This is a genomic window from Streptomyces sp. P9-A2 (assembly GCF_036634175.1).
GTDB classification, from domain to species: domain Bacteria; phylum Actinomycetota; class Actinomycetes; order Streptomycetales; family Streptomycetaceae; genus Streptomyces; species Streptomyces pratens.
Genome location: NZ_JAZIFX010000001.1, coordinates 3634924 through 3648514, shown reverse-complemented (window position 1 = coordinate 3648514; position 13591 = coordinate 3634924). Strand labels below are relative to the sequence as shown.

16 protein-coding genes are annotated in these 13591 nt (G+C 72.6%); 6 read left to right on the top strand and 10 right to left on the bottom strand.

The features are described 5' to 3' along the window. Positions 1 to 22: 22 nt before the first annotated feature. Positions 23 to 964 carry an N-acetylmuramic acid 6-phosphate etherase gene (gene murQ / locus V4Y04_RS16445; protein ID WP_332428787.1) on the bottom strand — a complete coding sequence of 314 codons (942 nt, stop codon included), beginning with the start codon at positions 962 to 964 and terminating at the stop codon, positions 23 to 25. Positions 965 to 1042: 78 nt separating this feature from the next. Further along, positions 1043 to 1993, bottom strand: a complete 951-nt coding sequence (locus tag V4Y04_RS16440) for a MurR/RpiR family transcriptional regulator (RefSeq protein ID WP_332428785.1) — start codon at positions 1991 to 1993, stop codon at positions 1043 to 1045. A 55-nt stretch (positions 1994 to 2048) separates the two neighbouring features. On the opposite strand from V4Y04_RS16440, the gene V4Y04_RS16435 reads away from it, so the two are divergent. Then, positions 2049 to 2567 (top strand): hypothetical protein, encoded by a 519-nt coding sequence (locus V4Y04_RS16435; protein WP_443080029.1) that lies wholly within the window; start codon positions 2049 to 2051, stop codon positions 2565 to 2567. Next, a complete protein-coding gene (locus V4Y04_RS16430; RefSeq protein WP_332428783.1) occupies positions 2564 to 2857 on the top strand; it encodes a DUF4031 domain-containing protein in 294 nt (97 codons plus the stop codon). The genes V4Y04_RS16435 and V4Y04_RS16430 overlap by 4 nt, the downstream gene beginning before the upstream one ends. Here V4Y04_RS16430 and V4Y04_RS16425 read toward each other — a convergent pair. The 5 genes from V4Y04_RS16425 to V4Y04_RS16405 form a co-directional block, all read right to left on the bottom strand. Further along, a complete protein-coding gene (locus tag V4Y04_RS16425) occupies positions 2839 to 3942 on the bottom strand; it encodes a GNAT family N-acetyltransferase (protein ID WP_332428781.1) in 1104 nt (367 codons plus the stop codon). The genes V4Y04_RS16430 and V4Y04_RS16425 overlap by 19 nt on opposite strands. Before the next feature lie 203 nt (positions 3943 to 4145). Next, a complete protein-coding gene (locus tag V4Y04_RS16420; RefSeq protein ID WP_332428780.1) occupies positions 4146 to 4451 on the bottom strand; it encodes a hypothetical protein in 306 nt (101 codons plus the stop codon). After that, the gene (locus V4Y04_RS16415; RefSeq protein WP_332428778.1) at positions 4448 to 4744 is read right to left on the bottom strand and encodes a hypothetical protein; all 297 of its coding nucleotides are present in this window, start codon (positions 4742 to 4744) and stop codon (positions 4448 to 4450) included. The genes V4Y04_RS16420 and V4Y04_RS16415 overlap by 4 nt, the downstream gene beginning before the upstream one ends. A 53-nt stretch (positions 4745 to 4797) precedes the next feature. After that, positions 4798 to 5448 carry an HD domain-containing protein gene (locus tag V4Y04_RS16410; RefSeq protein ID WP_332428777.1) on the bottom strand — a complete coding sequence of 217 codons (651 nt, stop codon included), beginning with the start codon at positions 5446 to 5448 and terminating at the stop codon, positions 4798 to 4800. Between the two features lie 455 nt (positions 5449 to 5903). Continuing rightward, positions 5904 to 6053 (bottom strand): hypothetical protein, encoded by a 150-nt coding sequence (locus V4Y04_RS16405; RefSeq protein ID WP_332428775.1) that lies wholly within the window; start codon positions 6051 to 6053, stop codon positions 5904 to 5906. Between the two features lie 357 nt (positions 6054 to 6410). Here V4Y04_RS16405 and V4Y04_RS16400 point away from each other — a divergent pair, with 357 nt between their 5' ends. Continuing rightward, positions 6411 to 7091 carry a maleylpyruvate isomerase family mycothiol-dependent enzyme gene (locus V4Y04_RS16400; protein ID WP_332428773.1) on the top strand — a complete coding sequence of 227 codons (681 nt, stop codon included), beginning with the start codon at positions 6411 to 6413 and terminating at the stop codon, positions 7089 to 7091. Between the two features lie 136 nt (positions 7092 to 7227). Continuing rightward, positions 7228 to 7962, top strand: a complete 735-nt coding sequence (locus V4Y04_RS16395; protein ID WP_332428772.1) for a copper homeostasis protein CutC — start codon at positions 7228 to 7230, stop codon at positions 7960 to 7962. A 50-nt stretch (positions 7963 to 8012) separates the two neighbouring features. Here the strand turns inward: V4Y04_RS16395 and V4Y04_RS16390 are convergent, their stop codons facing one another. Then, entirely contained in the window at positions 8013 to 10040 is a 2028-nt protein-coding gene (locus V4Y04_RS16390) for a HelD family protein (RefSeq protein WP_332432870.1), read from the bottom strand. A 585-nt stretch (positions 10041 to 10625) separates the two neighbouring features. Here V4Y04_RS16390 and V4Y04_RS16385 point away from each other — a divergent pair. Then, on the top strand, positions 10626 to 10829 hold the full coding sequence (locus V4Y04_RS16385; RefSeq protein WP_332428771.1) for a hypothetical protein: 204 nt from the start codon (positions 10626 to 10628) through the stop codon (positions 10827 to 10829). A gap of 122 nt (positions 10830 to 10951) precedes the next feature. Continuing rightward, positions 10952 to 11332 (top strand): hypothetical protein, encoded by a 381-nt coding sequence (locus V4Y04_RS16380; RefSeq protein ID WP_332428770.1) that lies wholly within the window; start codon positions 10952 to 10954, stop codon positions 11330 to 11332. Between the two features lie 30 nt (positions 11333 to 11362). On the opposite strand, the gene V4Y04_RS16375 is transcribed toward V4Y04_RS16380, so the two are convergent. Together V4Y04_RS16375 and V4Y04_RS16370 are read right to left on the bottom strand one after the other, a co-directional pair. After that, complete coding sequence (locus V4Y04_RS16375) at positions 11363 to 13006, bottom strand: DNA repair helicase XPB (RefSeq protein WP_332428768.1); 1644 nt, start codon at positions 13004 to 13006, stop codon at positions 11363 to 11365. Positions 13007 to 13213: 207 nt separating this feature from the next. Beyond that, complete coding sequence (locus tag V4Y04_RS16370; RefSeq protein WP_332428766.1) at positions 13214 to 13588, bottom strand: iron chaperone; 375 nt, start codon at positions 13586 to 13588, stop codon at positions 13214 to 13216. Positions 13589 to 13591 lie beyond the last annotated feature (3 nt).

The window sequence follows — 13591 nt, the reverse complement described above, 5'->3', positions numbered from 1 at the left end:
GGTGGGTCCAGTGTCCCAGCCGTCACGGCCGGCCCGCCGCTGCCGCCAGCGCCGCGCGCAGGTGGCCGTGGGACTCGGTGAGGAGGTGGGCCGCGGTCGGGCCGTCCACGTCGGCCAGCAGGACCAGGACGGCGTTCTTCACCTCGCCGTCCGTGGCGGCCAGGGCACGCTCGACGTCGGTGTCCGCCGCCCCCGTCGCGAGGGCGACGATCCGGCGGGAGCGGGCGCGCAGCTTCTCGTTGGAGGCGCGCACGTCGACCATCAGGTTCCCGTACGTCTTGCCCAGCCGGATCATCGTGATCGTCGAGAGCATGTTGAGGACGAGCTTCTGGGCGGTGCCGGCCTTGAGGCGGGTGGAGCCGGTCAGCAGCTCCGGGCCGACGACCACCTCGATGCCGTGATCGGCCGCGGCGGTGAGCGGGCTGCCCGCGTTGCAGGCGAGGCCCACCGTCAGGGCGCCCCGCGCGCGGGCGTGCGTGACGGCGCCGACGGCGTACGGCGTGCGCCCGGAGGCGGAGACGCCGACCACCGTGTCGTCGGCGGTCAACGCCAGCGCGTCCAGGTCGGCCGCGGCCAGCTCCGCGGAGTCCTCGGCGCCCTCGACCGAGGTGACCAGGGCACCCGGGCCACCCGCGATCAGGCCGACGACCTGGCCCGGGTCGGTGTTGAAGGTCGGCGGGCACTCGGAGGCGTCCAGGACGCCCAGCCGGCCGGCGGTGCCCGCGCCCGCGTAGACCAGCCGGCCGCCCCGGGCCATCCGGTCGGCGATGGCGTCGATCGCGGCGGCGATCGCGGGCAGCCGCTCGGCCACGGCGGCGGCGACGGTGGCGTCCTCGCCGTTCATCAGCCGGGCGATGCCGAGGGTGGGCAGCCGGTCGACGTCCGCCAGCTCCGGACGGAACGCCTCGGTGGTCAGGGTCTCCAACTCCGCGCGGAGACCACGAGGTTCGGACGTGTGGGTCATGGAACGGTTCTCTCCGGTGTCTCTGGCCTGTGCTGGAACTGTGAGGGGGTGTGAAGGGAGGGGCCGGAGCCCCGCCCGCTAGCGGGAACCGCTCCGGTGCCGGTGGGCCAGTGCCTCGTAGGAAGCGGACAGGGCCGGGGCGGCCGACTCGTAGGTGCGCTGGGCGATCCCCACGAACAGGCAGTCCACCACCAGGAGCTGACTGGTCCGGGACGACATCGCGGCCGGGCGCAGCTCGCTCTCGCGGGCCGTGGACGTGGTCAGTACGTGGTCGGCGTACTGGGTGACGGGCCCGTCCGGCCGGCCGGTGACCGCGATGGTCGTCGCCCCGCGCTCGAAGGCGACCCGGAGCGGTTCGATGACGTCGCCGGTCGAACCGGAGTGCGTGATGGCGACGGCCACGTCACCGGCGCGCAACTGCACCGCGTTGGTGACGGCGAGGTGCGGGTCGCCGGGGGCGTGGGCTATCAGCCCTATGCGCAGCAGTTTCTGGGTGAGGTCCTGGGCGACCAGACCGGAGGCGCCGATGCCGTACACGTCCGTCCGGCGGGCGCCGGCCAGGGCGGCGACGGCCGCGCCGAGCTGGACGGTGTCCAGTGCGGCGGCCGTGTCGGCGAGGGTCTGCCGCTCGTCGTGGGCGAGCTTCGCGACGACGTCGGCGATGGGATCGTCCACCGCGATGTCGGTGGTGATGGCGGGGGCCCGGCCCGACTCCTGCTGGGCGGCGAGCCCGGCGAGGGCCAGGCGCAGGTCGCGGTAGCCGGGATAGCCGAGCAGGCGGGCCGTGCGGACGACGGTGGCCTCGCTGGTGCCGGTGAGTCCGGCGAGGCCGGTGACCGTGAGGGCCGCGCAGCCGGCCGGGTCGTCCGCGACGGCCTCGGCGACCCGCTGCATGGAGCGGGTCATCGACGGCGCCAGCGTACGGACCTTGGCCGCGAGGGCGGCGGGAGCGGGCGGGGCGGCAGCGGAATTGCCGGGGGTGCCGGCGCGGCGCCGGTCCGCGAAAATTTCCTTCACATCCTGGGTCACCGTTGAAAGATATTTTCGTTTCGGTGGCGTGGTCAAGAGTGCGCACAATAGGGGCATGCACCCCCACGACGACTCCGGTGACCCCGACGGCCCCGACGACGGCCCCGACGACGGCCCCGACGGCGGCCCCGACGGCGGCCCCGACGGCGGCCCCGACGGCGGCCCCGTCGGCCCCGTCAGTCCTTCGGAACAGGCCCTGCACGCGGCGCGCGCCCTCGTGCTCGCCGACCTGGTCGCGCACGAGGTCGCCGGGGCGGAGGTCGTCTCACTCGTCGAGGAGTCCGTGACACAGCGCCGCTGGTGGGTCGAACAGTGGCCTCAGGGTGCCGAGTTCGTGGCCGGCCTGGTCGCCCAGGATGTGCAGGACGCCCTGCTGGACCGGTACGGACGCTGGCCGCTGTGCCCGGTGTGCGGCTCCGACGATCCGCACGCGCTGGAGGTGGAACCGGAGTTGGGCCCCGACCCGCACTGGGTGTGCCACCGGGCGGGCGTGCGGGTCGCGGCGGTGGGCTCGCTGAGCGGGGCCCCGGGCGGCGGGGCGGGCGGCGCGACGGGCGGTGCGGCCCCGGCATGACCGTGTACATCGACCCGCCCACCTGGCCGGGCCACGGCCGCCTCTGGTCCCACCTGGTCAGCGACGTCTCCTACGACGAACTGCACATCTTCGCCGCCGCCCTCGGCGTCCCCCGCCGCGCCTTCGAGCGCGACCACTACGACATCCCCCAGCACCGGTACCCGGACGTCGTGCTCGCCGGCGCGGTGGAGGTCAGCAGCCGCGAGGTGGTACGGCTGCTGCACGGAGCGGGCCTGCGGGTACGCAAAAGGACGGTGCGCGGGGGCGCGGTTCAGCGGCGGAGTTCGTAGACGTACTCGCCCCTCGCCTCGTCCTCGCCGACCCTGGTGAATCCCGCACGCCTGACGACGCCCTGCGAGGTCACGTTGTCGTGGTCGATGACGGCGGTGACGATCCGTACGCCGTCCTGGGCCAGTGCCCACGCCGACAGCGCGCGCAGCGCCTCCGTGGCGTAACCGTGGCCGCGGGCGTCCTCGACGAGGTCGTAGCCGACCTCGACCCGGCCGTCCTCGTCCGGGACGGCGTGGAAGCCCATCGCGCCCACGGCGAGGTCGTCCTCCCGCCGGACCAGGACGTACGCGGTCCACTCCGGCCGGAACACCCCTTCCTCGTACTGCTTGACCATCATCCCGGCGCCCACCCGGGTCCCGTCGGCGGGAACGGAACCGGCCCACGCGAAACCGCCGTCACCGCCCGTGGTGAGGTCGGCGGCGCTCGCCGGAGTGAGGCCCTCCAGGCCGAGCCGTTCGCTGCGGAGCACCGGATCGCCGCTCCAGCGCCACGGGCCGACGGGCTCGCGCCCCGGCAGCTCGCCGCGCCCGGTCGCCCACAGCAGGGTCTGCCAGGGGGTGGGTCCCGGCCGGGCGTGCGGGAAGATCCGGGTGAGGACGAACGAGGCCAGCTCGGCGGGCGGTTCGTACCGTACGCCCAGGCCCTCGGTGATGTCGTGGGTGTGCAGCAGCACCTCGGCCACCCCCATCGCGGCGAAGCCCTCGCGGTTCGCGTGCCGGAAGGGGTACGGGTGGAAGGCGCGGACCGCGCGCGGGGTGGTGCGGATCGTGGCGGCGAGGAGGGCGCCGGTGGTGCCGATCACCTGGAGGACGCCCGCGTTGTCGGCGGGGTCCAAGCCGTCGTCGGTGCCGTCGAGGGTGATCTCGAAGGGTATGTACGCGTCCTGCGCCCGGCCGGCCAACTGACCGGCGTACGCGAGGAGATCGGAGGCGATGTGCACCGCGGTCTCCCGGCAGTCCCACTCCAGCCGCCCGGCCCGCACGCCTCCCCAGTCCCGGTCGGCGACCGCCCGCAGGGCCGTCACGCAGTCCGCGACGGCCTCCTCCACCCGTTCCGCCGGCTGTTCCGCTCCCAAGGCATGCATGAGGGGCAGGCTACGAGGGCGGCGGCGTCGGGGTCGACAGCATTTCCAGCTCGCCGCGGAGGTTGTACCGGGCCGTGGCCTCCCAGTGCTCCCGCCCGTACGGCGTGCGGTGTACGCGGGCGAGGATCCCAGATCGGCGTCGCGCAGCACCTGGCCGTCACGGTGCTCATCGGCCGTGCCGGCCGTTCGTGCTCTCTCGCTCGTCAGGCCTGGTCGTTCTCGTCGCCCGTGTCGTCCGGTACGACCGAGACGATGGCACAGGTGGGGGGAGCCGGGTGGGGAAGGTGGACGTAGGTGACGGACAGGGCGGGGCAGTCCGCGCGGGCTTCGACACGCGTCACCCAGACCTCCGCGCCCTCATCGAGTACGCGGACGCGACGGCCCAGCTGCCGCGTCCGCTCCAGCTCCGCACGTAACGCCTCGACGACTGCCCCGGCGGCGGGGCCCAGGAGATCGAGGCGCTTGCGTGCGGTGTGCGTGATCTCCACGACGGCCGTCGGCTCGGTCAACGGAAGTCCTCCCGCTTCAGTGCACGAGCCAGGTCGATGCCCTCGGCGAGGGAGGCCTCGAAGTCGGGGTCGCAGCGTGTCAGGACATGCCCGCGATATGCCGCGATCAGCTCGGACACCTCACGCAGGTCCGTGAAATCGACACGGTTGATGGTGGCCGTCAGCTCGGCTTCCAAGCGGGCCAGGTCGCCCGGAAAACCGAGCCCGGCAGCAAGGGCGGCCCGGACTTCGCCGAGGGTCCGCATGGGCGGCGGTTCCACGGGTGCTTCCGGGTGGACAGGCTGTTCGCTCACGGAGTGTGATCCTTCCTGAAGAGAGCTGGTTCCCGACGCTACTCCGGCCGGCTTCATCGCGTCAGCATTTCCAGCTCGCCGCGGAGGTTGTAGCGGGCCGTGGCCTCCCAGTGCTCCCGCCCGTACGGCGTGCGGAACAGGAGGGACAGGTCGAGGAGTTGACGCAGTACGGCGGCCCGCCCCTCGCGGAAGGCGTTGTTGGGTACGAAGTGGTACTCCTCGCGGACGGCGGCGGTGTAGGCGGCGTACGCGGACGGGGGCGAGGCGAGGATCGCGAGGTCGGCGTCGCACAGCACCTGGCCGTCACGGTCGTCGTCGGCCGGGTCGTGGGTGACGGTGAGCCGTACCAGCCGCGCCACCTCGGCGACCTTCGCCTCCGGCACCCCGGCCTCGGCCAGCGCCCGCTCGGCCAGCCGCGCCGACCGCTCCTCGTTCTCGGACCGGTCCGGTAGATAGACGGCGTCGTGGAACCAGGCGGCGAGGCGTACGACGTCGGGGTCGTCCGCGTGCGCCGCCAGCTCGTCGACCCGGTCGAGTACGGCGGTGAGGTGAGCGACGGTGTGATAGCGCCGCTGCGGTTCCTGCCAGCGGGCGAGCAGATTGTCGGCGTAGGGCACGGCATCGGCCCCGCTCCCGCCCTCGGGACCGCGGGCCCCCTCCAGAGCCCGGACGAAACGCTCGCGCAGAACATCGGTGTCGGCCATGCGGCCATTGTTCCGCTGCGTGCCCCGATACGTCAGAGGCCGAGCCCGGCCGGGGTGCAGGCGGCCTGCCAGGAGAACGGAGGCGTTCTCGGCGGCCCTGTCGATGGCTCTGTGTGCTCTCCAGTGCCGACAGCCCGGACCTCTCGATGCTGGAACCGCGGGCTGGGAGCGGGTGTCCTGCTGAAAAACGTGAGCAGCCAGCGGGTGAATGTCCATCAGGCGTTCAAATGGGCGCTATGTGGACAGTGGAGGGTGAAGTGCTCACGTTTTTCCAGGTGGGTGTGCCGGGAACGACGGCGTGCGCGGCGGAAACGCGGGCAAGGGCGCGGCGCTGGGCCGGGACCGGATGCTCGTGCCCTTCGAGGCCCTCGTCGGCTCGAAGCCCTCCGCGGCGTAGGCGAACCTGCTCGGCGCCTGCGGCGAACCGCGGGCCGCGCGGCCGGAAGAAAAGACCGCTACGGCAGGAACTCCTCACCGTCTTCGCCCGGCGGTGTGTCCGGGCGGTGGCTGACCGGGGCCGTCAGCAGTCCGGCGATGGAGTCGGAGAGGAAGTCGCCCGCCGCGTGCCGGCGCGGTGGCGCCGCCTTCGTGCTCGCGTTGCTCAAGGAGCGCCGCTCCGAACCGCGATCCAGGCCGCCCCCAGGTCACCGACGTGAGCACTCCGCTGCCCGCGCTGGCCGGTGGCCCGGTGCGGTCCCCGAAGGTCCGCTGCTTCGCCGCGGTCGCCTTCCCGCTGGCCATCCTGGTTCCGACGGTTCCGACGGTTCCGACGGTTCCGGCACGTCCGGCACCGCCGGCAGTCCGGTCCCGGTCTCCGGTTCCACGAAGGAGAACGACGACCTGGAACCCGTACCGGCGAGCTGGCCCCCGGCCGGGCCACGGACGAAGCCTCCGCCGGTGCTGGAGCCGCGATATGGCCGTGAACCGCGACAGGGCCTCGGGCCGCCACTAGCTTGGCCCGCATGACGACTCCTGCTGATGTGCGTGGTGTGCGTGAACCCGGGCTTCCCGGGCGGTTGTTGACCGTTGAGCGGGACGCGCTGGTCCCGTTGCTGCGGGGGCGGGCGGAGGAGGACTTCGCCCTGCCGGTCGCGGCCTGCCCGGGGTGGACCGTGCGGGACGTGCTGGCGCACTGTTCGGCCGCGCTCACACGGGTGGTGGAGAACCGGTTCGAGGCCGGGGTGTTCTCGCCCGCGTCGAACGAACGGGACATCGCCGAACGGGCCGCGTGGAGCGACCGGCGCGTCATCGACGAGCTGGAGAGCGGGATGACCGGGGCCGGGCCGGTGATCGCCGGGGCGGGCGGGCTCCTCGACATCCTCGCGCTGGGCGAATGGGTGCACGCCGGGGACGTCCGCGAGGCACTCGGCGAGCCCGGGGCGTACGCGGGGGCCGGACTGCCGTACGCGCTCGATCTGCTGGCCCACGTCACGGGTGCGATGGGACACTTGTCGCTGCACGCCGATCTCGATGACGCCGACGAGCCGCTGCGGCTCGGGAAGATCTCGGGTGAGCGTCCTCCGGCGCGGTACATCGGGGACGCGGCGACGCTGGTGCGGCTGTACGCGGGACGGTCGGTGAACGGGGCCTCGTACGAGCTGGCCGGGGCGGAGGCCACGGAGCTGAACATCTTCGGAGGATGAGACCGGCCGCGGGGTGTGGGGGCGCGGATCCCCGGTCGGCGGGCGTAGGCTGGATTGGACTAGACCTCTAGGTCTCCAGCTCTCTGGGGCTCTGGTCGTCGACGATCCGTGCCCTGATGCCGAGGAATGGGGTTCCATGAGCAAGCGTGCACTCCTGGAGGTGATCGCCCTCGACGCCGAGGACGCGGTGGCCGCGCAGGCGGGAGGTGCGGACCGGCTCGAGCTGGTCACCGACATGGCCGCCGACGGACTGACCCCGTCCGCCGCCACCGTCGCCGCAGTCCGCGCGGCCGTCGGCCTCCCGCTGCGGGTGATGCTGCGCCTCGCCGACGGGTTCGCCGTCGGTGACCCCGACCGGCTGGTGCGCACGGCCCACGAGATGCGGGACGCCGGCGCCGAGGAGTTCGTCCTCGGGTTCCTCGACACCGACGGCCGGGTGGACCTGGACGCCGTGGAGCGGGTGACCGGTGCGCTGGACGGCTGCCCCTGGACCTTTCATCGCGCCGTCGACCGCGCCGCCGACCGTGAGGCCCTCCGCAAGCAGCTCGACGGGCTGCCCGGCCTCGACACCTACCTCACGGCCGGCGCGCCCGGCGGTGTCGCCGACGGGCTCCCGACCCTGCTCGCCGAGGCCCGGCGCGGGCGCGGGGGCGAACCCGGCTACCAGCAGCAGTTGCTCGTCGGCGGTGGCCTGCGGCTGGAACAGGTGCCCACCCTGCTCGCCGCCGGGATCCGCGCCTTCCACATCGGAGGCGCGGCCCGGCCCGGCGGATGGACCGGGCCCGTCTCGGCGGAGGCCGTCGCACAGTGGCGCCGGGTGGTGGACGGGGCGGTCGACGGGGCGGTCGACGGAGCGGGCGGCGGCGGCTGACACCGGTTCTGCCGGAGCGGTGTCAGCCGGACCGGTTCCGCCGGAGCGGCTCAGACCAGCAGCTGTTCCGGCAAGGGGGCCGCGTGCGTCACGATCAGGCCCGAGACCGCGCGGGTCAGGGCGACGTACAGGCGACGCAGGCCGGTGCGTTCGTCGGGCTCGCCGTCGACCACGGCACGCGGCTCGTCCAGCACCACGTAGTCGTACTCCAGGCCCTTCGCCAGGGATGCCGGAACCAGGGTGAGCCGGGTGTCGTACGTCGTCTCCTCGCCCGGCGCGACGTAGCCGAGGCCCGCCTCCGACAGGGCCCGAGCCAGTTCCGAGATCCGGGCGTCGGCGGCGATCAGGCCGACCGAGCCCTCGTGGGCCAGCAGTTCGCGGCAGGCCGCCGGCACATCGCCGGTCCCGTCACCCGTCCCGTCGGCGGCTTCGGCTTCGGCGGTGGACGGGCGGATCGAGAAGAAGCCCGGGTTGTCGCGGATCGACGCCACCGGCGTCAGCCCCGGCGCGATGTGCGGGAGCAGCCGGGAGGCGTACTCGATCACGTCCGTCGGGACGCGGAAACCGGCGGTCAGCTCCTCGACCACCGCGTCCCGCTTGCCCAGGTGGCCCAGCGCCTCCTCCCAGCTCCGGGTCGCCCACGGCGTGGTGCCCTGGGCCAGGTCGCCGAGGACGGTCGCCGAACCGGTGGTGCAGCGCCGGCCCACCGCCCGGTACTGCATGGGGGAGAGGTCCTGCGCCTCGTCGAGCACCACGTGCCCGAGGGAGTGGGTGCGTCGGATCAGGTCGGTGGCCTCGTCGATCAGTACCGCGTCCGCCGCCGACCACTTCGCGGACTTCACCGACCGGGCCGGCTTCGACCGGAGGATCGCCTTCCGCTCGTCCTCGTCGAGCAGTCCGGCCGCGTGCTCGGCCAGGAACTCCGGATCCGCCAGCAGCCGCAGGACGAGCTTCGCCGGGTCGACGGCCGGCCAGACGGCCTTCACCGCCGCCTTCACCGCGCTGTTGCGGGCCACCGCGTCCTGCACCCGGTCGTCCGGTGCCTCCCCGGCTTGCTCCATCTGCACCAGCACGGCGTGTGCGATGCGCTGCGGCAGGGCCTCGCGGGCGGCGCCGTAGCGGATGCCCCGGTCGAGCAACTGACGGACCAGTTCATCCAGTTCGTACGCCGGTACCCGCCAGCGGCGCGATCCGCGCACGACGACGACCGGTTCGGTGGGCGGGGTCACGTGCGCGTAGAGGGCCCGGCGCAGTACCTCGGCCATCCTCGCGTCGCCCTTGACGAGCGCGGCCCGCGCGTCGTCCGTCCCGCGCACCTCGACATGGGCCACCAGGTCGTCCACCGTCGCCTGCCCGACCGCCAGCTCGCCCAGCGCGGGCAGCACCTGCTCGATGTAGTGCAGGAAGGACCGGTTCGGCCCGACGACCAGCGTGCCCGTGCGGGCCAGCCGCTCGCGGTGGGCATACAGCAGGTAGGCGACCCGGTGCAGGCCGACGGCCGTCTTCCCGGTACCGGGACCTCCCTGCACGCAGACGCTGTCCGACAGGCCGGACCGCACGATCTCGTCCTGCTCGGGCTGGATCGTGGCGACGATGTCCCGCATCGGGCCGACACGCGGGCGCTCGATCTCCTGCTGAAGCAGCCTGCTTGTGACCGCTGCCTCCGCCGGGTCGGACAGGTGCTCGTCCTCGTACGCCGTGAGATCCCCGCCGGTGTAGCCGAAACGGCGGCGCAGCGCGATGTCCATCGGGTCCTTCTTGGACGCCCGGTAGAACGGCTGCGAGACCGGCGCCCGCCAGTCGATCACCATCGGGTCGCCGTCGGCGTCGTGCACATGCCGACGTCCGATGTGCAGTGTCCGATAAGCAGCCTCCGGCTGCGGGCGCTCTCCCCGCGCCCCTTCCGCCTCCTCGAGACCCGGAGCGTGCAGGTAGTCGAGGCGGCCGAAGAACAACGGGGTGCCGCTGAGGTCGGCCAGGGCCTTGATCCGGTCCCCGATCTGCCGCTCCAGGATCTGCGCGTTGACCCAGTTCGCGGTGACGTCACGGATGTCGAGGGCCTCGACGTCCTCGCGCATCGCGCGCAGGGCGGTACGGGACGCGGAGAGGTGGGAGCGCTCGCGGGCCAGAGGGCCTCCGCCTCCGCCTCCGCCGTCGCCGTCGGTGTTGGCGTCGGTGCCGCTGTCGACCTCGACGGTGGTGCTGGTGGCGGACATGGCTGGGGTGGCTGGTACGGGTTCGGGGACGTGCGCGGGCACGGGTCTGCCTCCGGCTGGTGCTGGCGGTGATGCCGCGTGATCACGGCATGGCGGACCGTCCGGTTTCCGTCCGGGCGGCGGCACTCCGGCGAGGGAGGCGGGAAGGCCCCGGACGGCTTCCGTTCCGGCGGCCGGGGCGAGCGGGAGATTCTAGTCGGCTCCCGCACCGGGGGCGAACGGTCAATTCGCCCCCGCCCCGACCCCGCCCTCGCCCCGCCCTCGTCGTCTGTCGTCCGCCGTCCCGGTCTTGGTCTCGGGGTTCGGGGTTTCGCATCCCGCAGGGCTCTCAGGGGTACGGGTACTCCTCGAAGAGGAGACCGTGCGTCTCAGGGCGTACACGACGGGACCTGAAGTCGGGCCCAGGGATCGATGCCCCGAATGGGTGATAGGGCGCACTCTGGACACATGAGCACAGCGACCTTCACCCCAGGAAGTCAGGCCCGTGGCCGGGGCGCCCCGCATCGAGGTGCCACCGCCATCGGCTCCGTTCCCCACCCCCCGCACCGCATCGGCAACGTCCTGCGCGCGGTCCGGGTCTTCACCGAGAGCTTCTTCTCGGTCACCGTCCTCGGTGAGTACAACGAGGAGGCGGGCGTTCGCCGGAGGTAACGGCCCGCCCGAGTCCCGGCCTGCCCGCCCCACCCGTAGCCGCGTGGACCGAGTACGCGGACAGGTACCGGCTGAGTACGTACGCCCCTGTCCGGGCCCCGTCACTCGGCTTGACTGGCCCCATGAGCCAGGACCGTTCCGCCCCCCTGATGCGGGCGGTGCCCGACCCTCCCGACCAGGACCGCCGGGCCTGGGTGGCGCCCACGATCGCGACCGTGCTCCTGACGGTCCTGGGGCCGGTGGCGCTGCTGGCGGCGGCGATGTCCGTCATGGCGACCGACAGCTGTGGTCCCGACGACTGCTCGCAGGCCCTGACGACCGCCCTGGACGTGGTCCACCGGGGGACGGTCCTCGGCGGTGTCCTGACCTTCTGCGCCTGGCTCGTGTCCTGGCTGCTGCCGTGGAGGATCCGGTGGTCGGTCCCGCGTGCCTGGGCGGCGGCGCTCTCGCTGCTGCCGCCGCTGTTCGTCATCCTGTTGGTGTTCAACCTGCCCAAGGGCTAGCCCTCCCGTACGGCCGGCCCTCCCGTACGGTCAGCTCTCCGTGAGGAGCTCGTCCGCGTCCATGATCCGGTACGCGTATCCCTGCTCCGCCAGGAACCGCTGGCGGTGGGCCGCGAAGTCCTGGTCGATGGTGTCGCGGGCGACGACGGAGTAAAAGTGGGCCTGGTGGCCGTCCGCCTTGGGGCGCAGCACCCGGCCCAGCCGCTGGGCCTCTTCCTGCCGGGACCCGAAGGTGCCCGAGACCTGGATGGCGACCGTGGCCTCCGGCAGGTCGATCGAGAAGTTCGCGACCTTGGAGACGACCAGGACGCTGATCTCGCCCTCCCGGAACGCGTTGAACAGCTTCTCCCGCTGGGCGTTCGACGTCTCGCCCTTGATCACGGGGGCGTTCAGGTGCTCGCCCAGCTCGTCCAGCTGGTCGATGTACTGCCCGATGACGAGGATCTGCTGTCCCGCGAACCGCCGGACGATCGCCTCCGTGACCTTCCGCTTGGTGGCGGTCGTCGCGCAGAAGCGGTACTTCTCCTCCGTCTCCGCGGTGGCGTACGCGATGCGCTCGGAGTCGGTGAGGTTGACCCGGACCTCGACGCAGTCGGCGGGCGCGATGTACCCCTGCGCCTCGATCTCCTTCCACGGCGCGTCGAACCGCTTCGGGCCGATCAGCGAGAACACGTCCGACTCGCGGCCGTCCTCCCGCACCAGCGTCGCCGTCAGGCCCAGTCGCCGCCGGGCCTGGAGGTCCGCCGTGAACTTGAAGACGGGCGCGGGCAGCAGGTGCACCTCGTCGTAGAGGATCAGGCCCCAGTCCCGGGAGTCGAACAGTTCCAGGTGCGGGTAGACGCCTTTGCGGCGGGTCGTCAGCACCTGGTACGTGGCGATGGTGACGGGCCGGATCTCCTTCCGCGTCCCGCTGTACTCACCGATCTCGTCCTCGGTCAGCGAGGTCCGCTTCACCAGTTCGTGCTTCCACTGGCGGGCCGAGACGGTGTTGGTGACCAGGATCAGCGTGGTCGACTTCGCCTGCGCCATCGTCCCGGCACCGACGAGCGTCTTGCCCGCGCCGCAGGGCAGGACGACCACGCCGGAACCGCCGTGCCAGAAGTTCTCCACGGCCTGCTTCTGGTACGGGCGCAGCGCCCATCCGTCCTCGCGCAGCTCGATGTCGTGCGCCTCGCCGTCCACGTACCCGGCGAGGTCCTCGGCGGGCCAGCCCAGCTTCAGCAGCACCTGCTTGATCTGCCCGCGCTCCGAGGGGTGCACGGCGACCGTGTCCGGGTCGAGGCGGGCGCCGACCAGCGGGGCGATCCGCTTGGAGCGCAGCACCTCCTCCAGCACGGGCCGGTCGGTGCTGGTGAGGACGAGACCGTGCGCGGGGTGCTTGGACAGGCTGAGCCGGCCGTAGCGGTCCATCGTCTCGGCGATGTCGACGAGCAGCGCGTGCGGCACCGGGTAGCGGCTGTACTTCACCAGCGCGTCCACGACCTGCTCGGCGTCGTGGCCGGCGGCCCGCGCGTTCCACAGGCCGAGCGGGGTCACCCGGTAGGTGTGGATGTGTTCCGGCGCCCGCTCCAGCTCGGCGAACGGCGCGATGGCGCGACGGCACTCACCGGCCTGCTCGTGGTCGACTTCCAGGAGAAGCGTCTTGTCGGACTGGACGATGAGCGGACCATTCACGCGCGGCTGCCTTTCTGCGGCTCTGCGACGGACTCGGCACGGGCACTGCACGGGCACAGTTCGGCCAAACGTCCAGTTTGCCTGATCACCCGCCCCCTGGGGGCCGGAGTGACAGCGGCCACAGGAAGCAGGAGCAGGAGCAGAGGCAGGAGTAGGGGCAGGAGTAGGGGCAGGGTCAGGAGCAAAGGCAGCAACGGGCCGCGCCTCTCAGCAGACCGTGCCCGGTCCGGACGCCGTGGCGCGCAGCAGATCACGCACCAGGCCGAAGTCGATGCTCTCCACGTCCTCCGGTCTGCGGAACCGTAGACAGCCCTTTCCCATGTCCTGCCCGGCCAGCCGGCCCTCGAAGGCCGCGCGGACATCGCTTCGCATCAGGTAGAAGGAGACGTACCGCTTCTGCGAGGCGAAGGCGATCTCGGCCGTGCCGTCCCGCTCGTAGGCGGGCATGCCGTACGCCATCACCTCGGCGAAGCCCTTGAGCTCTTCCCCGCACAACCGCCGCAGCTCGGTCAGGGCGGCCCTGCGTCCCTCCGGGACCTCGGAGAGGTAGCCGTCGACGTCCGCCGCCGTGCTCTGCGCCATGCG

Bases quoted from the DNA above. Each gene is read 5' to 3' on its own strand.
- V4Y04_RS16435 (WP_443080029.1), top strand. From the start codon at position 2,049: ATGCACCCCCACGACGACTCCGGTGACCCCGACGGCCCCGACGACGGC.
- V4Y04_RS16395 (WP_332428772.1), top strand. From the start codon at position 7,228: ATGAGCAAGCGTGCACTCCTGGAGGTGATCGCCCTCGACGCCGAGGAC.
- V4Y04_RS16380 (WP_332428770.1), top strand. From the start codon at position 10,952: ATGAGCCAGGACCGTTCCGCCCCCCTGATGCGGGCGGTGCCCGACCCT.
- murQ (WP_332428787.1), bottom strand. From the start codon at position 964: ATGACCCACACGTCCGAACCTCGTGGTCTCCGCGCGGAGTTGGAGACC.
- V4Y04_RS16370 (WP_332428766.1), bottom strand. From the start codon at position 13,588: ATGGCGCAGAGCACGGCGGCGGACGTCGACGGCTACCTCTCCGAGGTC.
- V4Y04_RS16385 (WP_332428771.1), top strand. From the start codon at position 10,626: ATGAGCACAGCGACCTTCACCCCAGGAAGTCAGGCCCGTGGCCGGGGC.
- V4Y04_RS16425 (WP_332428781.1), bottom strand. From the start codon at position 3,942: ATGCATGCCTTGGGAGCGGAACAGCCGGCGGAACGGGTGGAGGAGGCC.
- V4Y04_RS16390 (WP_332432870.1), bottom strand. From the start codon at position 10,040: ATGCGCGAGGACGTCGAGGCCCTCGACATCCGTGACGTCACCGCGAAC.
- V4Y04_RS16410 (WP_332428777.1), bottom strand. From the start codon at position 5,448: ATGGCCGACACCGATGTTCTGCGCGAGCGTTTCGTCCGGGCTCTGGAG.
- V4Y04_RS16430 (WP_332428783.1), top strand. From the start codon at position 2,564: ATGACCGTGTACATCGACCCGCCCACCTGGCCGGGCCACGGCCGCCTC.
- V4Y04_RS16400 (WP_332428773.1), top strand. From the start codon at position 6,411: ATGACGACTCCTGCTGATGTGCGTGGTGTGCGTGAACCCGGGCTTCCC.